Raw genomic sequence first — 23,213 nt, forward strand, 5'->3', positions numbered from 1 at the left:
CCGCTACAGTCGCGCCCATGATGTCGCCCGCCGAACTGCAGCAGAGCATCCCCGCGATCTTCGCGCCCTGGATCATCGCCATGGACTTCGAGGTGCTGGACACCGGCGAAGACTTCGTGCGCTTGCGCATGCCGGTGCGGCCGGACTATGTGCACGTGGGCGGCGTGATGTGCGGCCAGGCGGCCATGGCAGCGGCCGACACGGCCATGGTGCTGGCCCTGGCCAGCAAGCTGGGCGGCTTCAGGCCCATGACCACAGTGCAACTGCAGACCAGCTTTCTGCGCCCCATCGCCGGCACATCGTGCACTGTGCGCGCCACCGTGCTGCGCTCGGGCAAGAGCCTGGCCTTCGGTTCCATCGACATAGAGGACGAGCAAGGCCGGCTGGCCGTGCAGGCCACGACCACCTACGCCCTGCTCTGAGCTCAGGCTGATGGACTACCGCCTCGCCTTCGACCTCGCCCCCATAGGCCTGATCCTGTCGGAGCAGCGCATCATCCGCGACTGCAACCGCCATGTGCTTGCCATGTTCGGCGCCCAGCGCGAAGACTTGCTGGGCCGCAGCTTCGAACTGCTCTATCCCTCGTCGGCCGAGTTCCAGCGCACCGGCGAGCGCATAGTCGCCAGCCTTGATGCCCCCGGCTCGGGCGGCTACTACGCCGACGACCGCATCATGAAGCGCGCCAACGGCCAGCTGTTCTGGTGCCATGTGACCGGCCGTGCCCTGGACCCGCAGGACCCGCATGCCAACGGCATCTGGAGCTTCGAGGACCTGTCCAGCCACCGCCAGCTGACCGCGCCGCTGACCGCCCGCGAACGCGAGATCGCGGCCCTCTTGATCGACGGCCTGACCAGCAAGCTGATAGGCAAGAAGCTGGGCATCAGCCCGCGCACCGTCGATGTCTACCGGGCACGCTTGATGAAGAAGTACGAGGCGGCAACGACCCCTGAGCTGGTGCACAAGCTCCTATTGGCTTGAATTTTCGGGCCGAGCGCCGGGCCGCTCCCAAGCCGGCCCGCGTGGGCGATGGGCTTGCCGGTCAATCCGGCAAGCATCGCCGTCCCCTCGGGGGACCGGCCAAGGTACTCCTTGGACGAGGGGCTCCAGTTCAGCGTTCCATCTTCACTGCGCGCATTTCGCGGATGAAGAACACGCCGTCCCACTGCGTAGCCAGGCCATTGCCCTGGCCGCCCGGCAGGCCGTAGTTGAACTCCATGCTGCGGCCCGGCAGGCTGGCCGCGGCCGGCGCCTTGCGGGCATCGGCAAAGGCGAAGCCCGCACCGGACTCAGCCATCACGGCCTCGACGCTGCGCGGATAGGCCGGCGGTATCTGCTGGCGCTGGCCCGAGGCGAACTCGATGAACTCGCCCTGCAGTGCAGTCAGGTTGAGCACGTAGTAGTCGCGGCCCAGCTTCTCGGCCAGCACATTGCCTGCGAAGCGGTGGGTCGCGTCGAAGCTCACGTTGCGGCCGACATGGATGATGTGGGCCCAGACCACGGCCTTGCGGCCGGGGTGGCGCTGCAGATGCCACAGCACGTTGTCGGCGATCGCATGGTCGCGCTGGTAGTCGCCGCGCCACAGCGAATCGGCCTGGGCCTGCAGGCCGGCCAGGCTGCGGCACAGCAGTTCGTCATCGGGCTTGGCGCACAGGCTTTCGCGCAGCGAGCGGGCCACGGCGTCGAAGCGCTGCAGCTCGGCCGGCGCCGGCGCCTGGCGGTCCAGCTTCATCAGCCGCTGGGCATGACGTTCGAACAGCAGCCAGTCGGCATCGGCCTTGGCATGGGCCTTCAGCGCCGGCAGCAGCTCGCGGCCGCTGGTCCCGCCGGTGAGCTGGCTGTCGATGCCGGCGAGCTTCAGCGGCTTGGGGCTGCGCGTGGCTTCGTCCAGGTAGCGCAGCAGCCCGCGGCCGGCGTCGCTGTTGGCATACATGTAGAACACATTGCCCGGCGCCAGATCGTCCAGCCTGGCACCCCGCTCCATGGCCTCGACCAGGCGGGCGATGTCGAACACGCCGCTCTCCAGCAGCAGCAGGTCGAAGCCCTTGACCTCATGCAGGTAGCGCAGCAGCCGGGTCTTGAGCTCGAACTCTTCCCGCCCGCCATGCGTCTGCTCGCCCAGGGCCACCACGCGCGCCGCACCCACCGCATCGCCGAAGGCCTGCAGCTGGGCGTCGCTCAGCGCCGCCGGGCTGGCGGCCGGCATGGCCACCGTGGCCGTGCGAAGCGCCTGCGCCGCCGGATCGGCCATCGCCGGCCCTGCCAAGGCGGCGCCCAGCAGGGCCGCCGCCATCCATCTCTTGCTTGTCTTTTGCATCCACTCCTCCTTGGGAGCGGCGATGCTAGCGGTACGGCCTACCCCTACCGAAAGATCAGCCGGCCAGCCGCTCCCAGATCGGACCGCCGTCATCGATGCGCACATGCTGGCCCGGCGCGAAGCCGGCCGCATTCAGCAGCCGGGCAACGGCTTCCAGCGAAGCATCATGGCGACCCAGGGCCGCCTGGGCATCGGCTTCAAGAAAGGACACATAGAGCAGCTGGCGCGGCAGCAGCGCAGCCAGGTGGCTGAGCCAGGCCTCGCCCAGGCTGGCCCGCGCCTCGGCCGGATCGCGTGGGCAGAAATGCGCGCCCAGCGAGCGCCAGAACGGCGAGCTGCCCCGGGCATCGCGCTGCCCTTGCAGCTCGACGACGACGCGCGCTCCCGGGCTCAGCTGGCCCAGCGCATGGGCGAGCAGCGCCGGCAGCGCGGTCTCATCACCGGCCAGCGAGCAGATCTCGCTGCAGCCGGTCTGGTCATTGCCCAGCAGCAGCGTGGCCTGACGATGGAAGAGCTGCAGCTCGGCCGCCGCATGCACGGCCTGGCCCACGTGATAGCTGTAGCGTGGCAGGACCAGGCCCAGCCGCTCGCGCAAGCGCAGGCAGCCGCGCAGCCGGCCCTCGGCATCGACGGCCACCCACAGCTGCTCGCCTTCGCGCTGCAGCGTGGTGTCCACCGGCCAGCCGTCCTGCGCGGTCCAGCCCAGCAGCGTAGGCAGATCGGCTTCGCCGGCCGCGCGTATCAGGCAGTTGCTGCTCATGCTGAAGCCTCCCCCGCCAGATCCAGCGGTGTCACGCTGAGACGGTCGCCGCGTTGCAGACCGAGCCGCTGCACCAGCTCGTGGCTGGCCGCTATTGCAGTGCCTCGCACAGGCAATAGCGCCAGGCCGGCGCGGAAGCGCGAGCGCTCGCAATGCGCGACCAGATGCCAGTCCATAGTTCCCGCCTCGCCCGTTTTTGCTTCGACTTTCAGCTGGCGCTGGCGACGCACGCTGGCCAGCAAGGGCAAGCGCCCTTCCACGGTCGGGCCGCCGTCGAAGATGTCCACATAGCTGTCGGCATCGAAGCCCTCGGCCAGCAGCATGGAGAAAGGCAGCTCTCCGACCGGATGCAGCTGCCCCAGCGCGAACTGGGCCTCGGCCGGCAAAAGGGTCACATAGACCGCCGAGGTGGGCATCAGGTCGGCGATGAAGGCCTTGCTGCGCCCGCCGATCACGCGCTCGGCCTGCGGATAGTCCATGCGGAAGAAGCGCCGGCCCACGGCATCCCAGAACGGGCTCTGGCCCTGTGCATCGACCAGGCCGGGATGCTCGGAGGCGATGCGCTCACTGAAGCGCTCGGCCTGGGCGGCGATGAAAAGCAGCCGCGCCCGCGACAGCAACTCCGGCGCCGGGCCGTCCTCGTAGGCAGGCTCGATGTAGAACGAGGTCAGCAGGGTGCAGCCGCTCAGGTCGTGGCACAGGTGCAGGGTATGCAGCCGCTGGCTGATGCCCAGGGCCTTGGACGCATGGACCACGAACTCGTTGCGGTAGCTGTAGAAGCGGTCGTTGAAGCCGGCGCTGGCCGCTATGCCGCTGCAGCCGACCACGCGGCCGGCGTCTTCCAGCACGAACAGATAGCTCTCCTCGCCGCTGGCCGCGTCCTCGTTGGCGAAGGCATGCTCGGAGCGCGCGATGCGCTGGCGCAGCTGCTCACGGTCGCTCGGCAGCGAGCTGATGCCGTCCACCGAGGCGGCGGCCAGGCGCTCCAGCGCCGGCAGGTCGGCCGCGGCACAGGGCCGCAGCAGCAGTTGTTCGGATTGGTTCTTCATGTGGACTCCCCAGGCGCGCCCTGGCGCCAGGCCGCGGCGCGCTGGCCGCGTTCCTCGCGCGGCGTGCGGCCGAAAAAACTCTTGTAGGCATTCGAGAAATGCGGCCCCGAGGCGAAACCGCAGGACAGGCCGATCTGCAGGATGGACTGGCTGCTCTGCTGCAGCAGGCGCTGGGCCCGGCGCAGCCGCAGCTCCAGGTAATAGCGCGAGGGCAGCGAGTCCAGGTGCTGCTTGAACAGGCGTTCCAGCTGGCGGCGCGACAGGCCCACCAGGCGGGCGATGTCCTCGGTGGGCAGCGGCTCGCCGAGGTTGGCTTCCATCAGGGCCAGGGCCTCGCTGAGCCGTGCACTGCCACCGCCCATCAGCTCGGTGATGGGCGGACGCTGGCGCTCGCCCGCAGCGCGCGGCTGGGCCAGCGACAGCTGCAGGGCCAGCTGCTGCGAGACGCGCTCGCCATGCAGTCGCGCGGCCCAGGCCAGCATCAGGTCCAGCACGGCCACGCCGGCCGCGCTACTGAGCCGCCGGCCCTCCTGCGCCATCTCCCAGACCTGGCCGGACCAGACCACGGCGCCATGCTCCTGCTGGGCCAGGTCCTGCAGGCGCCAGTCGACCGTGGCCCGCTGGCCGTCGAGCAGTCCGGCAGCGGCCAGCAGCAAGGCGCCGCCATCGACGCCGGCCAGCACCAGCTCGCGACGCTCCTGCAAGGCCTGGCGCAAGGGCTCGCTCAAGACCTGACCCTCGCCGGCCACGACGAACAGCGCGAACAGCTCGCCGGCCTCGGCCAGGGCCTGGGTCTGGACCGCGGCGCCACCTGCGAGGCGCAGCAGGCCGCCCGCTTCGGCCAGCAGCGGCGCCTCGTACGCCGCCTCGTCCTGCAGCTCGTTCAGCCCCAGCAGCGCAGCCTGCACCGCGGCCGCCGCCAGCAGCGAAGCCTCGGCCGTCAACAGCACACCGCAGCAGCGCGGCTGGGACTGTCTTGCTGTCACTGCCAGGCGATCAGGTGGGGCACGGCCAGCAGCGCCAGCGCCGCGACCAGGTAGATCGCCTGCAGCTTCAGCATCCAGCGCGCCCAGGTCGCCCAGGGGATGCCGGCCAGGGCCAGCACGCCCACGGTGATGCCCGAAGTCGGGATCATGGGCGTGGTCAGCTCACCGAACTGGAAGGCCAGGATGGCGGTCTGGCGGCTGATGCCCACGAGGTCGGCCAGCGGACCCATGATGGGCATGGTCAGGGCCGCCTGGCCGGTGCCCGAATGGATGAAGAAGTTGATCACCGACTGGATCAGGAACATCTTCTGGGCCGAGAACACCGGGCTGCTGGACTGCACCAGCGGCGCCAGCGCATGCAGCATGGTGTCGACGATATGGGCGTCGCGCATCAGCACCACCGTGCCTTTGGCCAGCGCGATCACCAGGGCCGTGCTGACCAGGTCCCGTGCACCCTGCAGGAAGGCGGCCACCCAGTCGTCGGCCGACAGCCGAGCCACCAGGCCCACCAGGATGCCCAGCACCAGGAACAGCGCGGCAATCTCCTCGATGTACCAGCCGAACTGGACCACGCCGACGATCATCAGGCCCAGCGCGCCGGCGAACAGCAAGAGCACCGCCTTGTGCGTGCCGCTCATGCCGGCGAAGGCCTCGAACTCGGCCAGGTTGAGCTCGCGGCGGCGCTGCTCGTCCAGCGCATAGGTGGGGCTGAGCGTCGGGTCGCGCTTCACGCGGGCGGCGTACCAGAGCAGGAAGGCGATGGTCAGGGCCGTGAAGATCAGCCAGCAGACGAAGCGAAAGCCAATGCCCGAGAACAGCGGAACGCCGGCAATGCCCTGGGCCACGCCCACGTTGAAGGGGTTCAGGAAGGCGGTGGCGAAACCGACCTGGGATCCGACGAAGGGAATGGCGACGCCGACCACGCTGTCGTACTTCAGCGCCAACGCCAGCGGAATGAAGATCAGCACGAAGGGAATCGCCTCCTCGGCCATGCCGAAGGTGGCGCCGCCCAGCGAGAACAGGGTGACGAAGACCGGGATCACCGCGCGCCGCACCAGGGCCGAGCGGGTATGGGCCTTGGCCACCGACTTGATCAGCGCATCGATGGCCTGGGTCTTGTGCAGCACGTTGAACACGCCGCCGACCAGCAGCACGAAGCCGATGATCAGGCCGGCCTCGACGAAGCCCTTGATCGGCGCGATCAGCAGGGCCACCGGCCCCTGCGGCTTGGCGTCTATGTAGCGGAAGGAATTCGGATCGACCAGCTTCTTGCCGTTGACCAGGGTGGTCTCGTACTGCCCGCCCGGCACCAGCCAGGTGGCCAGCGCTATCAGCGCCAGCAGCGCGAACAGCAGCACGAAGGTATTGGGCATGCGCAATTTCATGGACGCCGCCCCTTCACATCGACAGCAGCTTGCCGCTGCGGAAGGCCACAGCCCCGGCGATCTTGGCCACCTTCATGCCACGCGCTGCATAGCGCCTGGCCACGCGGGCGAACAGCACGCCCGTGACCGTGGCCCGGAGCTCGCTGCGCTGGTCGGTGGCCGGGTCTATCACCTCGGCCACCAGCTCGCCGGCCGCGACCTGCTCGCCCGGGTTCTTGTGGAAGACGATGACGCCGGCATGCGGTGCCGCCAGCGGCTCCACGCCTTCCAGCGGTGTGGCTGCGCAGCGCGCTGCGGGCTGCGCAGGCGCTGCGCCGGCCACATGGCCCATGTCCTGCAGCCAGGCGACCAGGGCCTCGGCGTCCTGGCGGGCCAGTCCATGCTCGACCTGGTGCTCGCCGCGCAGCTCCACGGTGACCGAGATGCAGGCATTCGGAATCGGATGGGTGGGCAGCTGTTCAGCCAGTTCCCACCAATGGCGCGACAGCGTTTCGTCGAAGGGATCGTCGCCCGAGACCTTGGCGAGCAGCACCGCCTCGGCGCCCATGCGGCGGGCCAGCTGCATCACCGGTTCAGCCAGCGGCGTGCCGGTGTAGAGATGCAAGACGGCCTCGTTGTCGCAGTGCAGGTCCAGCACGACGTCGGCATCGGTGGCCAGGGTCTGCAAGAGTTTCTTCAAGGCCTCGGTCTCGCTTTGCGCCTCCCACTCGGCCAGCACCGCCAGGCCCTCCTTGCGGATGATCGCCACATTGGCCGCGGCATCGCTGCCGAGCTTGCCTTGCAGGCGCGGTAGCACCAGCGGCGTCAGGTGCTTGTAGAGGCGGTTGAAGTTGATGCCGGTCGCCAGGTCGAAGCGGCCGAACAACGTGCCTTGCAGCTCCTGGGCCAGGCCTATGGGATTGGCCATGGGCACCAGCACGATCTCGCCGGCGATGGCACCGGCATCGTCCAGCGCCTGCAGCTGCTCGCGCAGGTGCTGGGCCACCAGCAGGGCCGGAATCTCGTCGGCATGCAGCGAGGCCTGGATGTAGACCTTGCGGCCGTTCTCGGCGCGGCCGTAGTGCAGGCTACGTAGCGTGCGCTGAACGCCGGCGCTGGGGGATGGGAGTGCGTGCTGCACGAGTCGCATGGCTTGTCTCTCTCTGTCTTCTTTCGGATTCGTCTGTCGCTCAGCGCGAGGCGCTCAGCGGCGCATAGAACGGGCGCCTGATCTGCACCGGCTGCACATCGAGGCGCAGGCCGAGCAGCGTGTAGTCACCGGCACCGTCAGCGCCGGACCAGGCCAGGCTTTCGGCCGCCTTGTGCAAACGGAACTCGAAGCCCAGGTCGGGCTGCGGGTCCTGCGGGCCGGGCTTGCCCTTGAAGGCGATGCCGCGCAGCTCGGCATGGGGGCTGTCGATCAGCTGGGTCATCGCGCGGACGATGACGTTGTCGGCCAGCATGTCAATGAAGAAGGGTTCGGCCTGAAAGCGCGGCTCGAAGTCGGCGGCGCGCGGATCGACCTTGGATCCGGCCAGCTTCTGCTCGGAAGGCGTGCTGCGGCCGGTGGCCAGGTCGTGCCGGTCGCCGCGATCCAGGTAGCTGAGTTTGACGTTGCGGATGTTGAAGGCGCCCAGCTTGTCGTCGCTGCTGGCCTCGCCCAGATCCACCAGAAGCACACCGCGCGCGCCTATGACCTCGACCTGCGAGCCGCGCAGCACGGCGGCGCTGTCTTCCTCCACGCCCAGGCCCAGCTTCAGGCCGCGCGCCTGCATCAAGGGCAGGATGCGGCCAATGCGGCCGCGCTTGAGGAAATGCTGGTCGACGAAGAGCTCGCTCTCGACGAAGCCCAGGCCGCGGCCCCATTCGCGACCTTCGCGGATGCGGCCCTGCAGCACGGCGATGCCGTCCGCCGCGTCCCGGAACATGGTGCGGCTCATGATGGCCGCGCCGGCACTGGTGCCGGCCACCACGCCGCCGCGCCGGTAGACCGCCCAGATCGCCTTCAGCATTTCCGTGGGCTCGCCCTTGGGCTGCAAGGTGTTGACGATCAGCTCCTGCCCACCGCCGGAGAAGAACACGCCGCCGCTGCTGCGCACCTTCTCGATCAGGACCGGGTCGTTCAAGGCCGCGTGCAGGTCCACGCCGGTCAGACCGGGAGCGACCGGAATCACCTCGGGCCGCGCGCCATGGCGGGTCAGCGGCTCCACGATCTGGGCCGCTGCGCGCTGCGGATTGCCGGACGCCGTGGCGAACACGGCGATGCGAGCGCCCGGGCCACCGGCGGCATCGACCACGCGCTGCCAGATGGCGGCGTTGTCGGGCTTGAGCGCGCCACCGATGGCGATGACCGTGCCCTGCGGCGTCTCGGCATGTGCGCCCGCGGCCAAAGCCGACAGGGCCAGGACCGCGAAACAGCGGCGAGTGAGAAGCGATGACAGCATGACCGCCATCTTGGCAGCGCCCTGCCGTCGCCACCATCGGGAAAGGCCGGGCATGCCCGGCCACGGCGCGGCCGGCGCAATTGCATGTCGCATTGAAGCAAGGCCGGCGCTCAGGCCTTGGTCTTGGGCTGCAGCTCGCGCAGCGCTTCCTTGCCCAGGGCGCGCTGGGTCGCATCGCCGGAAGCTGCCAGCTTGGTGGCCAGGTCCACCGCCGCGGCGCGCAAGGCGGCGTTGCGCTTGCCGGTGGCCCGCAAGGCCATGCTGACCGACTTCATCACGAAATGGCGCTCGTCGGTGGAGGCCTTCTCGACACGCTTCAGCGCATCGAGGAAGAGCGCGTCCTTGGCCGTCTTGTCATGCACGCTCAGGCCCCAGATCAGCGCAAAGCCGGCGCGGCGCACATAGAGCTCTTCGCGCGGCGTCCAGGCCTTGACCAGGGCCCAGGCTTGGTTCGTGCGGTCGAACAGGGCGAAGCAAGCCGTGTCCACCACGGCCCAGTTGTCCATGCCCTCGACCCAGCGCTGCATCTGCTCGGCCGTCATCCGCTTCGGGTCGGCCACATAGCAGGCCAACAAGCGCGCCTCGTAGATGCCGGCATCCCAGAGCGCATCGGCCAGCACATGCGGCCGGCCCAGCTGCTTGGCCAGGGCCTGCACATCGCGCATGGCCACGCCCCAGGCACCCTCGCTCGGAATCGCATAGCGGGCATAGCCGGCCAGCACCTCGGGACTGGCCCGCTTCTTCAGCTCGGCCAGCGCCTGCTTGAGCGTAGGCGCGCTGGCGGCCATCACTCCACCGCCGCGCCGTTCTCGACCAGCAGGGCCCGCAGGATGGAGCGGTGGCAATGCGATTCCTGCTCGCAGTAGCAGCCCACGGCCAGGTGAGTGCGGTGCGACAGCGCGGCCAGCAGGGCCAGGTCATGCCCGGCCTCGGGCGTGCCCATCTCGGCGCGGTACTTGCGCTCAAAGGCCTTCCATTCGGCGGGCGTGCCGGCGGCCTGGCCCAGCTTCATGGTCTCGGCGCTGGGCGCCAGATTGGGGAACCAGAGGTCGTACCAGTTCTGCGAGGCGAACTCGCTCTTGGGCACGCCGCGCGGCGGCCGGCGCACCGTGCCCAGGCGCAGGCCCTCGCCCTCGACTCGATCTGAACCCAGGCGGACGACGCGAATGACCATGGCTACCTCTCGCTGCTTCGCTGCGGGCGATGCTAGCGCCTATCGGGGCACGCTCAGCACGAAGGCTGCACCGCAGCCGCCGGGTCGGGCCAGGCCGTCCTCGATCTCCAGGCGCCCGCCCAGGCGCCGCGCGGCCTGGCGTGCGATGGCCAGGCCCAGGCCCGAGCCGCGCACGCCGGCATGCTCGCCGCGCCAGAAGCGGTCGAAGGCACGCTCGCGTGCTTCAACGGCAATGCCCGGCCCATCGTCGGCAACGCTCAAGTGCCAGCCCGGCCCCTGCTCGGCGAGGCTCACGACGATGCGGCCGCCCTCGGGCACATAGCGCAGGGCGTTGTCCAGCAGGTTCTGCAGCACCGACTGGAAGGCCGGCAGGTCCAGCTCGCACAGCAGTCGCTCGGGTGCTTCCAGCGACAGCTCCAGGCCCCGGCTCGCGGCCTGCGGATGGGCCAGTGCCAGGGTCTGCTCGATCAGCTGCACCAGGTCGCTAGAGCGCGCACCGGGCGCAGTGCCATCGTCCAACGCGGCCAATTCCAGCAACTGCTGGTTCAGGTGGGCCGCGCGCTCCAGCATCTGGGCCAGGGCCGCCTCGGCCGCCTGGCGCTCGGCCTCGTCGCGACTGCGGGCCAGCACATGGCTCTGCGCCGCGATGGCCGCCATGGGCGTTCGCATCTCATGGGCGGCGTCCTGCACGAAGGCGCGTTCCAGCTGCACCTTGCGTCGCAGGCGCGCCAGCAACTGCTCGAAGGCCGCCACCAGCGGCCGCAACTCGGCGTGGGGCGTGGCCACGCCGAGCGGCGACAAGTCATCCGGCGCCCGCGCGGCCAGGGTCCGGGCCAGGTGCAGCAGGGGCGCGACGCCGCTGCGCACGGCCAGCCACAGCGGCAGCAGCACCAGCGGGAAGACCAGCAGCATCTTGTCGAGGATCTCCACGGCCAGCACTTCCAGGATGCGCCAGTCGCTGCTGCTGGGTTCGGCGATGGCCAGGCGCCAGGGGCCGGCGGCCACCTCGACGGTCCAGAAGGCCTTGCCGTCAATGCGTGTGTGGACGATCTGCCCCGGCGCCGATTCGAAAGCCAGACGCCGGCCCGCCGGTGCCTCCATGACCACGCTGCCATCGGCACGGCGCAGCTGGTGGATCACCTGCCCCTCGTTGCCCATGCTGGCGCGGCGCGTGTTGAAAAGCTCGGTGATAGCGGCCACGACCAGACCGGCCTGCCGTTCGTCGGACAGCTTGGCCAGAATGGGCGCCATGGACTCCGCCCGCAACTTGATCGCCAGGTCTTCCTCGAAGCGGCTCTTCAGGTCGCGGTAGTCGTTGGCCAGCAGCACCAGGGCGACGAGCAGGTAGGCCAGCAGCAGCGCGGCGAATATGCGTCGCATCAGGCTGGGCTGGCGCGCCCGGGCCCACAGGGCTGAGGCCCTCATGCCGCGTTCAGCGCATAGCCGACGCCGCGCACCGTGCGCACCCGCTCGGCGCCGATCTTGCGGCGCAGATTGAAGACGTGCATCTCGATGGCCGCATAGTTCAGCGCATCGCCCAGCGGCTCCAGCTTCTGCGCCAGCTGGCGCTTGGGAACCACCACGCCGGGCTCGCGCGCAAGCTCAACCAGCAGCTGGAACTCGCGCGGCGACAGCTCCAGCGGCTCGCCGGCCAGCCGGGCCTCGTGGAGGCGCGGCTCGATCTCCAGCTCGCCCAGCCGCCAGCGCTCGCTGGCCTGGCGGGCACTGCGGCGCACCACGGCGCGGATGCGCGAGAGCAGCTCCTCGGGCGCGAAGGGCTTGACCAGGAAATCGTCCGCGCCGCCATCAAGGCCGGCGAGCTTGTCGTCGAGTGAGGTGCGGGCCGTGATGACGATGATGGGCGTGCTGGCACCTTGGCGCCGCCAGCGGGCCAGCAGCTCGAAGCCGCTGTGGGTCGCGAGATTCAAATCCAGCAGCACACAGTCGAACAGGCCTGGGTCCAGCTGCAGCGGCGCGGCATCGGCGCGGCGCTGCCATTCCACGCTGAAGCCATGCAGGCGCAGCGCCGCCAGCAAGGCGCTGCCCAGGTCCAGGTCGTCTTCGATCAGCAGCAGGTGCATGGCAGGAGCAAAAAGCCAAAGGCGGCGGATTAGAACTTGAATTGCAGGCCGGTCGAGACGCCGTTGAGCGCATTGCCTGGCGCCTGCTGCTTGCCGAAATGTTCCAGCTCCACGGTGACGGCCGCATTGGGGCCGAGCTTGTACTTGAGGCCGGCGGCAACATAGAGCTCGGTCGAGCGGCGGCTGAAGGCCGGCTGCACCTGTGCACCGCTGCCGCTGACCTCCTGGCTCAGGCGGTCGGCCCCCAGCTTGACGAAGCCGCCCCAGGAGGGGTTGCCCAGGTCCCAGCTGGCGCGCAGCGCACCGTACCAGGCGTGGCCACCAACGGCGAGCCGGCCCGGCGCGCCCAGCGTCGTCAGGTAGTCGTAGCCAGGCTTGCCAAAACCCAGGTAGCCGGTCTCCAGGGCCCAGTGTTCGTTGAACTCGAAGCCGGCCAGCAGCTTGCCGCTCAGCACATGGCCCTTGGCCGAATCCTTGGTCGCCGTCGTGCCGGCTTGCTGCAGGTCGTAGTGCCTCAGCAGCAGGCCACCACCGACATAGGGGCCGTCGGAAGCATGGGCCAGGCCGGATGCCAGGGCAGGCAAGAGGACAAGGGTGGGAATCAGTTTGCGCATGGAAGTCTCAGGGCTAGGGTGATGGTGGGCCAAGGCATGGCCCCGGCCGGGCATTCAATGAATGCCGTTCCGCATCCTGCAACCTGGAATCTTTGGCGACGCCAAAGACGCGCGTCTTCAGCCGTCTATCAGCCGCCTCAGCCAGTCCGGCAGCGGCGCCGACTTCTGCGCCGGGAAGTCCATCCACACCGTGGTGGCACCGCCGGCCGCGCAGATCTCGCCGGGGCGGTCGGTGCGTTCCAGCGTGATCCAGCAGTCGAAGCTGCTGCGGCCGGGATTGCTGACGTAGTGCTTGGCCAGCACCTCGCCGGGGTACTCCAGCTGCTTGTAGAAATTGCAGAAGGTGTTGACGATGACCGGCCCCTCGCCGGCCGGATTGGGCGCGGCATTGACCGAGTTCAGCCAATCCACCCGCACGATCTCCAGGTAGCGGAAGTAGATGGTGTTGTTGACATGGCCCATGGCGTCCATGTCGCCCCAGCGCATGGGGAACACGGCCTGGTGGACCAGGCGCTTGTTGTCGGGAATCTCCAGCTTCATCTAGGCCTCGCCCATGCCCAGTTCGCTGCGGATTCTCTCGAGCTGCGCCTTGAGCTGCTCGATCTCGGCCGCCTGGCGCGCCTGCTCGGCGCGCAGCTGCAGGATTTCGTCATCCCTGTCGACACCTCCCGCGGCGGCGAGCGCGGGTTCGGCGGCTATCACTTCGCCGCACAGCAGATGGGCCCAGCGCGCCTCGCGCGCCCCCGATGCCTTGGCCAGCTTGAGGGCCAGCGGCGGCTGGCGTTCGGCCAGTTCTTCCAGGAAGCCCTCGACCGAGGAGATGTCGGCAAAGCGGTGCAAGCGCTCGCAGTTGGAGCGCAGCTCGGCCGCGGTCTGCGGGCCGCGCAACATCAGCGTGGTCAGCAGCGCCTCGGCCTGGCCGGGCACATTGGCGCCGCGGCGGAAGTTGTGCTCATAGCGTTCGACCCGGCTGCCGCTGACGCGGTTCACCAGGTCCATGCCGCGCAGTTCGTCAAGCGCGCGCAGCACCTCGTTCTCGCTGGCATTCATCACCGGGTCGCGGGCGGTCTTCTGGTTGCAGCCCAGGGTCAGGCTGTTCAGCGACATCGGATAGCTGTCGGGCACCGTGTGCTGCTTCTCGACCAGGACGGCCAGCACGCGGGCCTCCAGGGCGCTCAGGATTCTCAGACTCATACTCCAAAGCCGTCATCGGCTTGCAGCACCGCGCCATTGATGAAATGGCTCTCGTTGGCACACAGCATCAGGAGCGCCGTGTCCAGGTCCTGCGGCTGGCCCACGCGCTTGCGCGGCAGCAGCTCGACCAGCTTGCGGCCCTGCTCGGTGTCCCAGTGGTGGTGGTTGATCTCGGTGTCTATGTAGCCCGGGCAGATGGCATTCACATTGATGCCGTACTTGCCCCACTCGAGCGCCATGGCGCGGGTCATGTGGATGACCGCCGCCTTGCTCATCGAGTAGACGCCGATCTGGCTCAGCACGCGCAGGCCCGCCATCGAAGCGATGTTGACGATGCGGCCGCCGGTGAAGGTGCCGGGCGCCGCGCCGCGGGACCGGGCCAGCATGCGCTTGCCCACCTCCTGGGCCACGAAGAAGGCGCCGCGCACATTGGTGTCCATCACGAAGTCGTAGTCGTCGCCGCTGACGTCGGTCAGGCGCTGCGTGGTGCTGACGCCGGAGTTGTTGACCAGGATGTCTATGGTGCCCATCTCGGTCTCGGCGTGAGCCACGGCGGCCTTGATGCTGTCCAGGTCGGTCACGTCCAGCTGCACCACATGGGCATCGCCGCCGCCGCCTTCGATCTCGGCGCGCAGGGTCTTGAGCCGCTCGACGCGGCGGCCCGCCAGCACCACGCCGGCACCGGCCTTTGCCAGCGTACGCGCGAACTGCGCGCCCAGGCCGCTGGAGGCGCCGGTCACCAGGGCGACACGGCCTTCGAGGTCAATGGCATAGCTCATCGTCTGTCCTTGAAATCCTTGACGGAAACGATAGCACGCAGGGCCACTGCCAAAGTGGAACTACCGATGCCGCGGCCCGGGTTTCGCGCCTAGAGTGGCCCGATCCCGGCGACCGACCGGACCCCACAGGAGACACCCATGCAAGACCATCCCCTGCCCCGTCGTTCGCTGTTGATCGCTGCTGCCTGCGCCGGCCTGGCGCCGGGCGCCTTCGCCCAGCCGCAGAAATTCATCACCGTGCTGACCGGCGGCCAGAGCGGCGTCTACTACCCCATGGGAGTGGCGCTGTCGCAGCTCTATGGCAAGGCCCTGCCCGACGCCAAGATCAGCGTGCAGGCCACCAAGGCCTCGGCCGAGAACCTGAACCTGCTGCAGGCCGGCCGCGGCGAGCTCGGTTTCACGCTGGCCGATGCGCTGTCCGATGCCTGGAAGGGCGATGCCGAATCCGGTTTTGCGACACCGCTGAAGAAGCTGCGCGTGGTGGCCGGCATCTATGCCAACTACATCCAGATCGTGGCCAGCGGCGAGTCCGGCATCAAGACCCTGGCCGACCTGAAGGGCAAGCGCATCTCGGTCGGCGCGCCCAAGTCCGGCACCGAGCTGAATGCCCGCGCGGTGCTCAAGGCGGCGGGCCTGAGCTACTCGGATTTCGCCAAGGTCGAGTACCTGCCCTTCGGCGAGTCGGTGGAGCTGATGAAGAACCGCCAGCTGGACGTGACGCTGCAAAGCGCGGGCCTGGGCGTGGCCTCGATCCGCGACCTGGCCTCGGCGGTCAAGATCAATGTGGTGGCCATCCCGGCCGACGTCGTGGCCAAGGTGGGCGACGCGGCCTACCAGCCCGCCATGATCCCGGCCGGCACCTATGCCGGGCAGGCGGCCGACGTGCCGGCCATCGCGATCAAGAACTTCCTGGTCACGCATGAAGGCGTGTCGGCCGATGCGGTGCACGCCATGCTCAAGAGCATGTACGACAACCTCGATACCCTGGTCGCCGCCCACAGCGCGGCCAAGGGCATCAAGAAGGACATCGCGCTGGGCGGCACGCCGGTGCCCCTGCATCCGGGCGCCGAGAAGTACTTCCGCGAAGCCGGCCTGGTCAAGTGAGCACCGTCGCCCCGGACCTGCCGGCCGCCGAACCGCCGGCGCCGGCCTTTGTCGGCACGCTGTTCTGGATCGCGGTCGCCTTCTCGACCTTCCAGATCGTCACGGCCGCCTTCAGTCCGCTGTCCAGCAGCGTGGTGCGGGCGGTGCATGTGGGCTTTCTGCTGCTGCTGACCTTTACGCTGCATCCGCCGCTGAGGCAGCGCTGGTTCGGCTGGGCCGTGGGTGCCGCCGCGTTTGCGGCCGGGCTCTACCACTGGGTCTTCGAGGCCCAGCTGGTGCAACGGGCCGGCGAGCTGACGACGGCCGACATGGTCGTCGGCGTGCTCAGCATCGCCCTGGTGTTCGAGGCGGCGCGGCGCATCATGGGCCTGGCCCTGCCGCTGATCTGCGGCAGCTTCCTGGCCTACGCGCTGTTCGGCGAATACCTGCCGGGCGCGCTGGCGCATCGCGGCTATGGCTTTGACCAGGTCGTCGCCCAGCTGGGCTTCGGCACCGAGGGCATCTACGGCACGCCGACCTACGTCTCCTCCTCCTACATCTTCCTGTTCATCCTGTTCGGCTCCTTCCTGGAGCAGGCGGGGATGATCGCGCTGTTCACCGACTTCGCGCTGGGCCTGTTCGGCCATGCCAAGGGCGGGCCGGCCAAGGTGGCCGTGGTGTCCTCGGGCCTGATGGGCACGATCAACGGCTCGGGCGTGGCCAATGTGGTGACCACCGGCCAGTTCACGATCCCGCTGATGAAGCGCTTCGGCTACAAGCCGGCCTTCGCGGGCGGCGTCGAGGCCTGCGCCAGCATGGGCGGCCAGATCATGCCGCCGGTGATGGGGGCCGTGGCCTTCATCATGGCCGAGACCATCAACGTGCCCTATGTGGAGATCTGCAAGGCGGCGGCGATACCGGCCATCCTGTACTTCCTCACCGCCTTCGTGATGGTGCACCTGGAAGCGGGCCGGGCCGGCCTGGTGGGCCTGCCCAAGGAGCAGTGCCCCAACCCCTGGACGGCGCTGCGCCTTCGCTGGTACCTGATCCTGCCGCTGCTGGTGCTGGTGTGGCTGCTTTTTGCTGGCTACACACCGCTGTTCTCGGGCATGGTGGGCCTGGCGCTGACGGTCATCCTGATCTTCGGCGCCGCCTTGACGCCGCGCGTGGGGGCTCGCGGGCTGCAAATCCTGTTCTGGGTGCTGATCGGCCTGGCCGCGTCCAGCTTCTTCCGCTGGGGCATCCAGGCCGTCATCGCGCTGGCCGCGGTGCTGGGCCTGGCACTGTGGTTTGCCAAGGGCGGACGCGACACCCTGCGCCTGGCCCTGGGCGCATTGGCCGACGGCGCCAAGCATGCGTTGCCGGTGGGCGTGGCCTGCGCCCTGGTGGGCGTGATCATCGGCTCGCTGACGCTGACCGGCGCCGCCACCAGCTTTGCCGGCATGGTGATCCAGCTGGGCCAGAACAATCTGCTGCTGAGCCTGCTGCTGACCATGATCGTGTGCCTGATCCTGGGCATGGGCATCCCGACGATCCCGAACTACATCATCACCAGCTCGCTGGCCGCGCCGGCGCTCTTGCAGCTGGGCGTGCCGCTGATCGTCTCGCACATGTTCGTCTTCTACTTCGGCATCATGGCCGACCTGACCCCGCCGGTGGCGCTGGCGGCCTTTGCCGCCGCACCGATTGCGCGCGAGTCGGCCATGAAGATCGGCCTGCAGGCCATGCGCATCGCCATAGCGGGCTTCGTCGTGCCCTTCATGGCCGTCTATGCACCGGCCCTGATGCTGCAGGGCGGCACCTGGCTGGACACCGGCTACGTGGTATTCAAGGCGGTGCTCGCCATCATCCTGTGGGGCGGCACGGCGATCGGCTATTGGCTGGCGCCCTTGAACTGGCTGGAGCGGGCCTGGGCCTTTGCCGCAGCGGCCTTCCTGATCGCCGCCGTGCCGCTGACCGACGAGATCGGCCTGGCCATGACGGCAGTGCTGGCGCTGTGGCATGTGCTGCGGGTGCGCAAGGCCGCCGCGGCGGCGAGAGCCTGAGCCATGGTCGGCGCCGCGCTGCTGGCCCTGTGCCTCAGCGCCGGCGCGCTGGAGGTGAAGCTACCCATCCGCAGCTTCACCTTGCGCTGGCAGCATTCCATAGAGAAGACCGAATGGGCGGAAGACTATGAGATCGCCGGCCCCTGGCTGCTCTTGAGCCAGGCCCGCATCCGCGGCTCGGGCGCGGGCATGGAGCCACCCGCCGATGCGGTGCTGATCCAGGGTGTCTGGCACTACCGGCCGGCGGACCGCTGGCGGCGCGAACTGCTGCTGGCACGCTCCGGTTTCACGCCCGACCATGAACTCTGTTTTGCGGGCCGCTGCCGCCCGATCAGCCACTGGCTGCCGCAGGACGATGGCCGGCAGGGCGCTACGGTCTTGAGGGCCTGCCCCAAAGAATAGAACGACCGTTCTTTTTTGAAATCCCGCCAGTAGAATGCGCCGCGACGCTGAGACAGCAAGCACGAGCCAGCCAAAGGATTGATTGACATGACCTCTGCAGAACTCCTCGCCCAGTACGGCCCGCGCGACAGCATGGAATACGACGCCGTCATCGTGGGCGGCGGCCCGGCCGGCCTGGCCACGGCGATTCGTTTGAAGCAGCGCGCCGCCGCCGAAGGCAAGGAAATTTCGGTCGTGGTGCTTGAAAAGGGTTCCGAGCCCGGCGCCCACATTCTCTCGGGTGCGGTGATGGATCCGCGCGCGCTGAACGAGCTGATTCCCGACTGGAAGGAACAAGGCGCACCGCTGGGCCAGGCCGTAACCGGCGACGACATCCTGTTCCTGTCCGAGACCGGCAGCACCCGCACGCCCGACTGGCTGGTGCCGCGCAACTTCCACAACCACGGCTGCTACGTGATCTCGTTGTCCAACGTGGTCAAGTGGCTGGCGGCCCAGGCCGAGGCGCTGGGCGTGGAGATCTTCCCCGGCTTCACCGCCGCCGAGGTGCTCTACGACGAGCAGGGCCGCGTCAAGGGCGTGGCCACCGGCAATCTGGGCATAGGCAAGGACGGCGAGCCGCATGACGGCTTCCAGCTCGGCATGGAGCTGCTGGGCAAGTACACGGTCTTCGCCGAAGGCGCACGCGGCCATCTGGGCAAGCAGCTGATCGCCAAGTACGACCTGGCCGCCGGCAAGGACGCGCAGAGCTATGCCATCGGCATCAAGGAGCTGTGGGAGATTCCGGCCGACAAGGCCAAGCCGGGCCTGGTCGTGCACACGGCCGGCTGGCCGATGACGGACGACACCTTCGGCGGCGGCTTCCTCTACCACCTGGAGGACAAAAAGGTCACGCTCGGCTTCGTGATCGGCCTGGACTACCAGAACCCCTACATGAGCCCCTTCGAGGAAATGCAGCGCTGGAAGACGCATCCCGCGATCCGCGCCCACATCGAAGGCGGCAAGCGCATAGGCTACGGCGCCCGCGCCATCAACAACGGCACGCCGCAGGCCCTGCCCAAGACCGTGTTCCCGGGCGGCGCCCTGATCGGCTGCGATGCCGGCTACCTGAATGCCGCGCGCATCAAGGGCAGCCATGCGGCCATCAAGTCCGGCATGCTGTGCGCCGATGCGCTGGCCGATGCGGTCTTCGCCGGCCGCGCCCAGGACGAACTGTCCGCCTACCCGGCCGCCTTCGAAGGCAGCTGGCTGAACGAGGAGCTGCAGCAGACCCGCAACTTCAAGCTCTGGTTCAAGAAGGGCAAGCTGGCCGGCCAGCTGATGACCGGCATCGAGCAGTGGCTGCTGCCCAAGGTCGGCGTCACCAGCCCGCCCTGGACCCTGCACAACAGCAAGCCCGACCACTTGGCCCTGCGCCCCGCGGCCGAATGCCAGCCGATCGCCTATCCCAAGCCGGACGGCAAGCTGAGCTTCGATCGCCTGTCCTCGGTGTTCATCTCGAACACCAACCACGAAGAAAACCAGCCTGCCCACCTGACGCTCAAGGACGCCGGCGTGCCGGTGGCCACCAATCTGGCCAGGTACGCCGGTCCGGAGAGCCGCTACTGCCCGGCCGGGGTCTATGAATTCGTCAAGACGGACGAAGGCCAGGACCGGCTGCAGATCAATGCGCAGAACTGCGTGCACTGCAAGACCTGCGACATCAAGGACCCGACCCAGAACATCGTCTGGGTCACGCCCGAGGGCGGCGGCGGTCCGAACTACGCCGGCATGTAAGCCCGGCGCTGCTTCTGCTCGCACAAGCCCGCTTCGGCGGGTTTTTTCTTGCTTGCGCGGGCCACGGGCTTTGCGTCCAATGTCCGCTCCCTGAGCAACAGAGCAATGGACATGAGGCGGATCCGAGTCGGCATCGGCGGCTGGAACTTCGAGCCCTGGCGCAACCATTTCTACCCGGCCGGCTGGCCCCAGGCCCGCGAGCTGGAATACGCGAGCCGAAAGCTGACGGCGATCGAGATCAACTCGACCTACTACAGCTCGCAAAAGCCCTCGACCTTTGCCAAGTGGCGCGCTGAGACGCCCGACGACTTCCTGTTCTCGCTCAAGGCCTCACGCTTCGCCACCAACCGGCGAGTGCTGGCCGAGGCCGGCGAATCGGTGCAGCGCTTCATAGCAAGCGGCATCGCCGAGCTGGGGCCCAAGCTAGGGCCCATCGTCTGGCAGTTCGCGCCGACCAAGAAGTTCGATGCGGCCGACTTCGAGGCGTTTCTCAAGTTGCTGCCGGCCGAGCTCAAGGGGCAGAAGCTGCGCCACGCGATGGACGTGCGGCACGAGAGCTTCCGCAGTTCGGCCTACCTCGCGCTGGCGCGTCGCTACGGCGCGGCCACGGTGTTCACCGAGTCGGACGACTACCCGGCCATCGCCGACCTGACCGGCGACTTCGTCTATTGCCGCGTGATGCGTACCTCGTCCGAACTGCCCCAGGGCTGCACGGCCCGAGTGCTGGACGGCCTGGCTGCAAGCAGCCGCGTCTGGCAGCAAGGCGGCATGCCGACCGGGCTGCCGCTGGTCGAAGCCGCGCCCGCGAGCGGGCCCGAGCGCGACGTGTTCCTGTTCTTCATCAGCGGCGCCAAGGAGAAAGCACCGGCCGCCGCCATGAGCCTGATCGAACGACTGAAAACCTAAGCCAATGACCGTGCTGAACTCCCGACTCCGCCTTGCCCTGCTCTGTGCAGCCCTGCTGACCCCGGTTGCGCAGGCCGCCGACAAGCGCGACGTGACCATCGCCCGCGACCACTGGGGCATTGCCCACATCCACGGCAAGACCGATGCCGACGCGGTCTTCGGCATGATGTACGCCCAGGCCGAGGACGACTTCCCGCGCATCGAACAAAACTTCCTGCAGGCCCTGGGCCGGCTGGCCGAGGCGGACGGTGAATCGGCGCTGTACCGCGACCTGCGCCAGCGCCTCTTCATCGATCCGGTGCAGCTGAAGAAGCAGTACGCCAGCAGCCCGGCCTGGCTGCGCGCCCTGATGGACGCCTGGGCCGGCGGGCTCAACCTCTATCTGCAAAAGCACCCGGAAGTGAAGCCGCGGGTGCTGACCCGCTTCGAGCCCTGGATGGCCCTGGCCTTCAGCGAAGGCAGCATCGGCGGCGACATAGAGCGGGTCAGCGTTTCGCAGCTGCAGGCCTTCTATGACAAGACCCGACCCCAGCAGCTGGCCGAGGCCATGCCGGTGACCGTGGAGCCGACCGGCTCGAACGGCTTCGCCGTCGCGCCGCAGCGCAGCGCCTCGGGCCATGCCCTGCTGTGGATCAATCCGCACACCTCGTTCTTCTTCCGCTCCGAGCAGCAGGTGCGCAGCGACCAGGGCCTCAATGCCTATGGCGCGGCGACCTGGGGCCAGTTCTTCATCTACCAGGGCTTCAATGCGCGGCTGGGCTGGATGCACACCTCGAGCACCGTGGACAACATCGACGAATACCTGGAGACGGTGGAGCAGGCCAAGGACGGCCGCTGGCAGTACCGCCACGGCAAGGCCAGCAAGCCCTTCCAGGTCCGCGAAGTCGAGCTGGCCTACAGAACCGCCTCGGGCGAGCTGGCCCGGCGCAGCTTCACCACCTACCGCAGCCACCACGGCCCGGTGGTGCGCCAGGACGGCGAACGCTGGGTCAGCGCGGCCCTGATGGAGGCACCGCAGAAGGCCTTGATGCAGAGCTTTCTGCGCACCAAGGCGCGCAACCTGAAGGAGTTCCGCGCCACGCTGGACCTGCACACCAACTCGTCCAACAACACGGTCTATGCCGACGCCGACGGCAACATCGCCTACTTCCACGCCAACTTCATTCCGCGCCGCGACACCCGCTTCGACTGGACCCGGCCGGTCGACGGCAGCGATCCGGCCACCGACTGGGGTCCGCCGCTGAGCCTGGACCAGAGCCCCAACGCCATCAACCCGCGCAGCGGCTGGGTGCAGAACACCAACAATTGGCCCTATTCCGTCGCCGGCCCGGAGCACAGCCCGCGCCGCCAGGACTACGCCGCCTATGTGGATGCCGGCGAAGAGAACCCGCGCGGCGTCCATGCCGTGCGGCTGCTGGGCGAGCGCTCGGGCCTGAACCCGGAATCGCTGGCCGCCCTCGCCTTCGACCCCGACCAGCCGGCCTTCGACTGGCTGCTGCCCCAGGTGTTCAAGGCCTTCGATGCCGCAACACCTGAAGCACAGTCCGGCCTCGCCGAGCCGGTGGCCCTGCTGCGCCGCTGGGACCATCGCTGGGCCAATGAGTCGGTGGCCAACACGCTGGCCAACCTGTGGGCCGACGAGGTGTGGGCGCGCCTTTCGGAGCCGGCGCGCAAGCTGCGCATGCCGCTCTACGCCTACATGGAGACCCGCTCGCCGCCCGACGTGCTGCTCGCCGCCCTGGCCGCAGTGACCGCGCGCCTGCAGGCCGACTTCGGCGACTGGCGCCAGCCCTGGGGCGAGCTCAACCGCTTTCAGCGCGAGAGCAGTGCCATCAAGCAGGAATTCAGCGACGACAAGCCCAGCCTGGCCGTACCCTTCACCTCGGCGCGCTGGGGTTCGCTGGCTTCGTTCGGCGCGCGACGCTACCCAGGCACCAAGCGCTGGTACGGCGACAGTGGCAACAGCTTCCTGGCCGCCGTCGAATTCGGTCCGCGGCTGCGCGCCATCGCCATCAGCGCCGGCGGCCAGAGCGGCCATGCGGACTCGCCGCATTTCAAGGACCAGGCCCAGCGCTTCGTCGAAGGCCGGCTGCGCGAAGTGCTGTTCCACGACGACCAGCTGAAGGGTCATGTGCAGCGCCGCTACCGGCCCGGGGACTGATTCCAACACCGCGGCAGACCCTGGTGACGGCGCTGCCGCGCGGAGGTATCGTCGCCTGCATTCGTGGCGCCTAGGAGTCCCCTT

At 68.6% G+C, this 23,213-nt stretch carries 23 protein-coding genes; 8 read left to right on the forward strand and 15 right to left on the reverse strand.

All coding sequences use genetic code 11. The features are described 5' to 3' along the window. The first annotated feature begins 17 nt into the window (after positions 1 to 17). Positions 18 to 422, forward strand: a complete 405-nt coding sequence (locus QT382_RS06330; RefSeq protein WP_289253186.1) for a PaaI family thioesterase — start codon at positions 18 to 20, stop codon at positions 420 to 422. Positions 423 to 432: 10 nt separating this feature from the next. Continuing rightward, positions 433 to 978, forward strand: a complete 546-nt coding sequence (locus QT382_RS06335; protein ID WP_289253187.1) for a PAS and helix-turn-helix domain-containing protein — start codon at positions 433 to 435, stop codon at positions 976 to 978. 130 nt (positions 979 to 1,108) lie between these two features. Here the strand turns inward: QT382_RS06335 and QT382_RS06340 are convergent, their stop codons facing one another. The 15 genes from QT382_RS06340 to QT382_RS06410 form a co-directional block, all read right to left on the reverse strand. After that, complete coding sequence (locus QT382_RS06340) at positions 1,109 to 2,314, reverse strand: erythromycin esterase family protein (RefSeq protein WP_289253188.1); 1,206 nt, start codon at positions 2,312 to 2,314, stop codon at positions 1,109 to 1,111. Between the two features lie 55 nt (positions 2,315 to 2,369). Further along, complete coding sequence (locus QT382_RS06345) at positions 2,370 to 3,074, reverse strand: arginine N-succinyltransferase (RefSeq protein ID WP_289253189.1); 705 nt, start codon at positions 3,072 to 3,074, stop codon at positions 2,370 to 2,372. Beyond that, on the reverse strand, positions 3,071 to 4,123 hold the full coding sequence (locus tag QT382_RS06350; protein ID WP_289253190.1) for an arginine N-succinyltransferase: 1,053 nt from the start codon (positions 4,121 to 4,123) through the stop codon (positions 3,071 to 3,073). Before QT382_RS06350 ends, QT382_RS06345 begins: the two co-directional genes overlap by 4 nt. Then, on the reverse strand, positions 4,120 to 5,109 hold the full coding sequence (locus tag QT382_RS06355; protein WP_289253191.1) for a GlxA family transcriptional regulator: 990 nt from the start codon (positions 5,107 to 5,109) through the stop codon (positions 4,120 to 4,122). The genes QT382_RS06350 and QT382_RS06355 overlap by 4 nt, the downstream gene beginning before the upstream one ends. Next, positions 5,106 to 6,494, reverse strand: coding sequence for a YfcC family protein (locus QT382_RS06360; RefSeq protein WP_289253192.1), 1,389 nt, complete (start codon positions 6,492 to 6,494; stop codon positions 5,106 to 5,108). Before QT382_RS06360 ends, QT382_RS06355 begins: the two co-directional genes overlap by 4 nt. A 13-nt stretch (positions 6,495 to 6,507) precedes the next feature. Then, positions 6,508 to 7,623 carry a succinylglutamate desuccinylase/aspartoacylase family protein gene (locus QT382_RS06365; protein ID WP_289253193.1) on the reverse strand — a complete coding sequence of 372 codons (1,116 nt, stop codon included), beginning with the start codon at positions 7,621 to 7,623 and terminating at the stop codon, positions 6,508 to 6,510. A gap of 40 nt (positions 7,624 to 7,663) precedes the next feature. Beyond that, complete coding sequence (locus QT382_RS06370; protein WP_289253194.1) at positions 7,664 to 8,917, reverse strand: cyanophycinase; 1,254 nt, start codon at positions 8,915 to 8,917, stop codon at positions 7,664 to 7,666. Between the two features lie 110 nt (positions 8,918 to 9,027). After that, a complete protein-coding gene (locus tag QT382_RS06375; RefSeq protein WP_289253195.1) occupies positions 9,028 to 9,705 on the reverse strand; it encodes a DNA alkylation repair protein in 678 nt (225 codons plus the stop codon). Then, positions 9,705 to 10,091 (reverse strand): DUF488 domain-containing protein, encoded by a 387-nt coding sequence (locus tag QT382_RS06380; protein ID WP_289253196.1) that lies wholly within the window; start codon positions 10,089 to 10,091, stop codon positions 9,705 to 9,707. Before QT382_RS06380 ends, QT382_RS06375 begins: the two co-directional genes overlap by 1 nt. Before the next feature lie 39 nt (positions 10,092 to 10,130). Next, entirely contained in the window at positions 10,131 to 11,516 is a 1,386-nt protein-coding gene (locus tag QT382_RS06385) for a sensor histidine kinase (protein WP_289253197.1), read from the reverse strand. Further along, entirely contained in the window at positions 11,513 to 12,172 is a 660-nt protein-coding gene (locus QT382_RS06390) for a response regulator (RefSeq protein WP_289253198.1), read from the reverse strand. Before QT382_RS06390 ends, QT382_RS06385 begins: the two co-directional genes overlap by 4 nt. 29 nt (positions 12,173 to 12,201) lie before the next feature. After that, positions 12,202 to 12,786, reverse strand: a complete 585-nt coding sequence (locus QT382_RS06395) for an outer membrane beta-barrel protein (protein WP_289253199.1) — start codon at positions 12,784 to 12,786, stop codon at positions 12,202 to 12,204. A gap of 117 nt (positions 12,787 to 12,903) precedes the next feature. Continuing rightward, a complete protein-coding gene (locus tag QT382_RS06400) occupies positions 12,904 to 13,326 on the reverse strand; it encodes an acyl-CoA thioesterase (RefSeq protein WP_289253200.1) in 423 nt (140 codons plus the stop codon). Beyond that, the gene (locus tag QT382_RS06405) at positions 13,327 to 13,980 is read right to left on the reverse strand and encodes a YceH family protein (RefSeq protein WP_289253201.1); all 654 of its coding nucleotides are present in this window, start codon (positions 13,978 to 13,980) and stop codon (positions 13,327 to 13,329) included. Continuing rightward, positions 13,977 to 14,759, reverse strand: coding sequence for an SDR family oxidoreductase (locus tag QT382_RS06410; RefSeq protein WP_289253202.1), 783 nt, complete (start codon positions 14,757 to 14,759; stop codon positions 13,977 to 13,979). Before QT382_RS06410 ends, QT382_RS06405 begins: the two co-directional genes overlap by 4 nt. A 138-nt stretch (positions 14,760 to 14,897) precedes the next feature. Between QT382_RS06410 and QT382_RS06415 the strand changes: the two genes are divergently transcribed. The 6 genes from QT382_RS06415 (at position 14,898) to QT382_RS06440 (ending at position 23,129) form a co-directional block, all read left to right on the forward strand. Continuing rightward, on the forward strand, positions 14,898 to 15,863 hold the full coding sequence (locus QT382_RS06415) for a TAXI family TRAP transporter solute-binding subunit (RefSeq protein WP_289253203.1): 966 nt from the start codon (positions 14,898 to 14,900) through the stop codon (positions 15,861 to 15,863). Further along, positions 15,860 to 17,887 carry a TRAP transporter permease gene (locus tag QT382_RS06420; RefSeq protein ID WP_289253204.1) on the forward strand — a complete coding sequence of 676 codons (2,028 nt, stop codon included), beginning with the start codon at positions 15,860 to 15,862 and terminating at the stop codon, positions 17,885 to 17,887. Before QT382_RS06415 ends, QT382_RS06420 begins: the two co-directional genes overlap by 4 nt. Before the next feature lie 3 nt (positions 17,888 to 17,890). Next, positions 17,891 to 18,289, forward strand: coding sequence for a DUF1850 domain-containing protein (locus tag QT382_RS06425; RefSeq protein WP_289253205.1), 399 nt, complete (start codon positions 17,891 to 17,893; stop codon positions 18,287 to 18,289). Between the two features lie 87 nt (positions 18,290 to 18,376). Then, the gene (locus QT382_RS06430) at positions 18,377 to 20,062 is read left to right on the forward strand and encodes an electron transfer flavoprotein-ubiquinone oxidoreductase (RefSeq protein WP_289253206.1); all 1,686 of its coding nucleotides are present in this window, start codon (positions 18,377 to 18,379) and stop codon (positions 20,060 to 20,062) included. Positions 20,063 to 20,167: 105 nt separating this feature from the next. After that, complete coding sequence (locus QT382_RS06435) at positions 20,168 to 20,968, forward strand: DUF72 domain-containing protein (protein WP_502929832.1); 801 nt, start codon at positions 20,168 to 20,170, stop codon at positions 20,966 to 20,968. Positions 20,969 to 20,978: 10 nt separating this feature from the next. After that, positions 20,979 to 23,129 (forward strand): penicillin acylase family protein, encoded by a 2,151-nt coding sequence (locus tag QT382_RS06440; RefSeq protein ID WP_502929833.1) that lies wholly within the window; start codon positions 20,979 to 20,981, stop codon positions 23,127 to 23,129. The last annotated feature ends 84 nt before the right edge of the window (positions 23,130 to 23,213 follow it).

The organism is Pelomonas sp. SE-A7, assembly GCF_030345705.1.
In the GTDB taxonomy this organism is placed as follows: Bacteria; Pseudomonadota; Gammaproteobacteria; order Burkholderiales; family Burkholderiaceae_C; genus JAUASW01.

Coding starts and splice junctions, on each gene's coding strand:
- QT382_RS06330 (WP_289253186.1), top strand. CDS start 18: ATGATGTCGCCCGCCGAACTGCAGCAGAGCATCCCCGCGATCTTCGCG.
- QT382_RS06335 (WP_289253187.1), top strand. CDS start 433: ATGGACTACCGCCTCGCCTTCGACCTCGCCCCCATAGGCCTGATCCTG.
- QT382_RS06340 (WP_289253188.1), bottom strand. CDS start 2,314: ATGCAAAAGACAAGCAAGAGATGGATGGCGGCGGCCCTGCTGGGCGCC.
- QT382_RS06345 (WP_289253189.1), bottom strand. CDS start 3,074: ATGAGCAGCAACTGCCTGATACGCGCGGCCGGCGAAGCCGATCTGCCT.
- QT382_RS06350 (WP_289253190.1), bottom strand. CDS start 4,123: ATGAAGAACCAATCCGAACAACTGCTGCTGCGGCCCTGTGCCGCGGCC.
- QT382_RS06360 (WP_289253192.1), bottom strand. CDS start 6,494: ATGAAATTGCGCATGCCCAATACCTTCGTGCTGCTGTTCGCGCTGCTG.
- QT382_RS06365 (WP_289253193.1), bottom strand. CDS start 7,623: ATGCGACTCGTGCAGCACGCACTCCCATCCCCCAGCGCCGGCGTTCAG.
- QT382_RS06370 (WP_289253194.1), bottom strand. CDS start 8,917: ATGCTGTCATCGCTTCTCACTCGCCGCTGTTTCGCGGTCCTGGCCCTG.
- QT382_RS06375 (WP_289253195.1), bottom strand. CDS start 9,705: ATGGCCGCCAGCGCGCCTACGCTCAAGCAGGCGCTGGCCGAGCTGAAG.
- QT382_RS06380 (WP_289253196.1), bottom strand. CDS start 10,091: ATGGTCATTCGCGTCGTCCGCCTGGGTTCAGATCGAGTCGAGGGCGAG.
- QT382_RS06385 (WP_289253197.1), bottom strand. CDS start 11,516: ATGAGGGCCTCAGCCCTGTGGGCCCGGGCGCGCCAGCCCAGCCTGATG.
- QT382_RS06390 (WP_289253198.1), bottom strand. CDS start 12,172: ATGCACCTGCTGCTGATCGAAGACGACCTGGACCTGGGCAGCGCCTTG.
- QT382_RS06395 (WP_289253199.1), bottom strand. CDS start 12,786: ATGCGCAAACTGATTCCCACCCTTGTCCTCTTGCCTGCCCTGGCATCC.
- QT382_RS06400 (WP_289253200.1), bottom strand. CDS start 13,326: ATGAAGCTGGAGATTCCCGACAACAAGCGCCTGGTCCACCAGGCCGTG.
- QT382_RS06405 (WP_289253201.1), bottom strand. CDS start 13,980: ATGAGTCTGAGAATCCTGAGCGCCCTGGAGGCCCGCGTGCTGGCCGTC.
- QT382_RS06410 (WP_289253202.1), bottom strand. CDS start 14,759: ATGAGCTATGCCATTGACCTCGAAGGCCGTGTCGCCCTGGTGACCGGC.
- QT382_RS06415 (WP_289253203.1), top strand. CDS start 14,898: ATGCAAGACCATCCCCTGCCCCGTCGTTCGCTGTTGATCGCTGCTGCC.
- QT382_RS06425 (WP_289253205.1), top strand. CDS start 17,891: ATGGTCGGCGCCGCGCTGCTGGCCCTGTGCCTCAGCGCCGGCGCGCTG.
- QT382_RS06430 (WP_289253206.1), top strand. CDS start 18,377: ATGACCTCTGCAGAACTCCTCGCCCAGTACGGCCCGCGCGACAGCATG.
- QT382_RS06435 (WP_502929832.1), top strand. CDS start 20,168: ATGGACATGAGGCGGATCCGAGTCGGCATCGGCGGCTGGAACTTCGAG.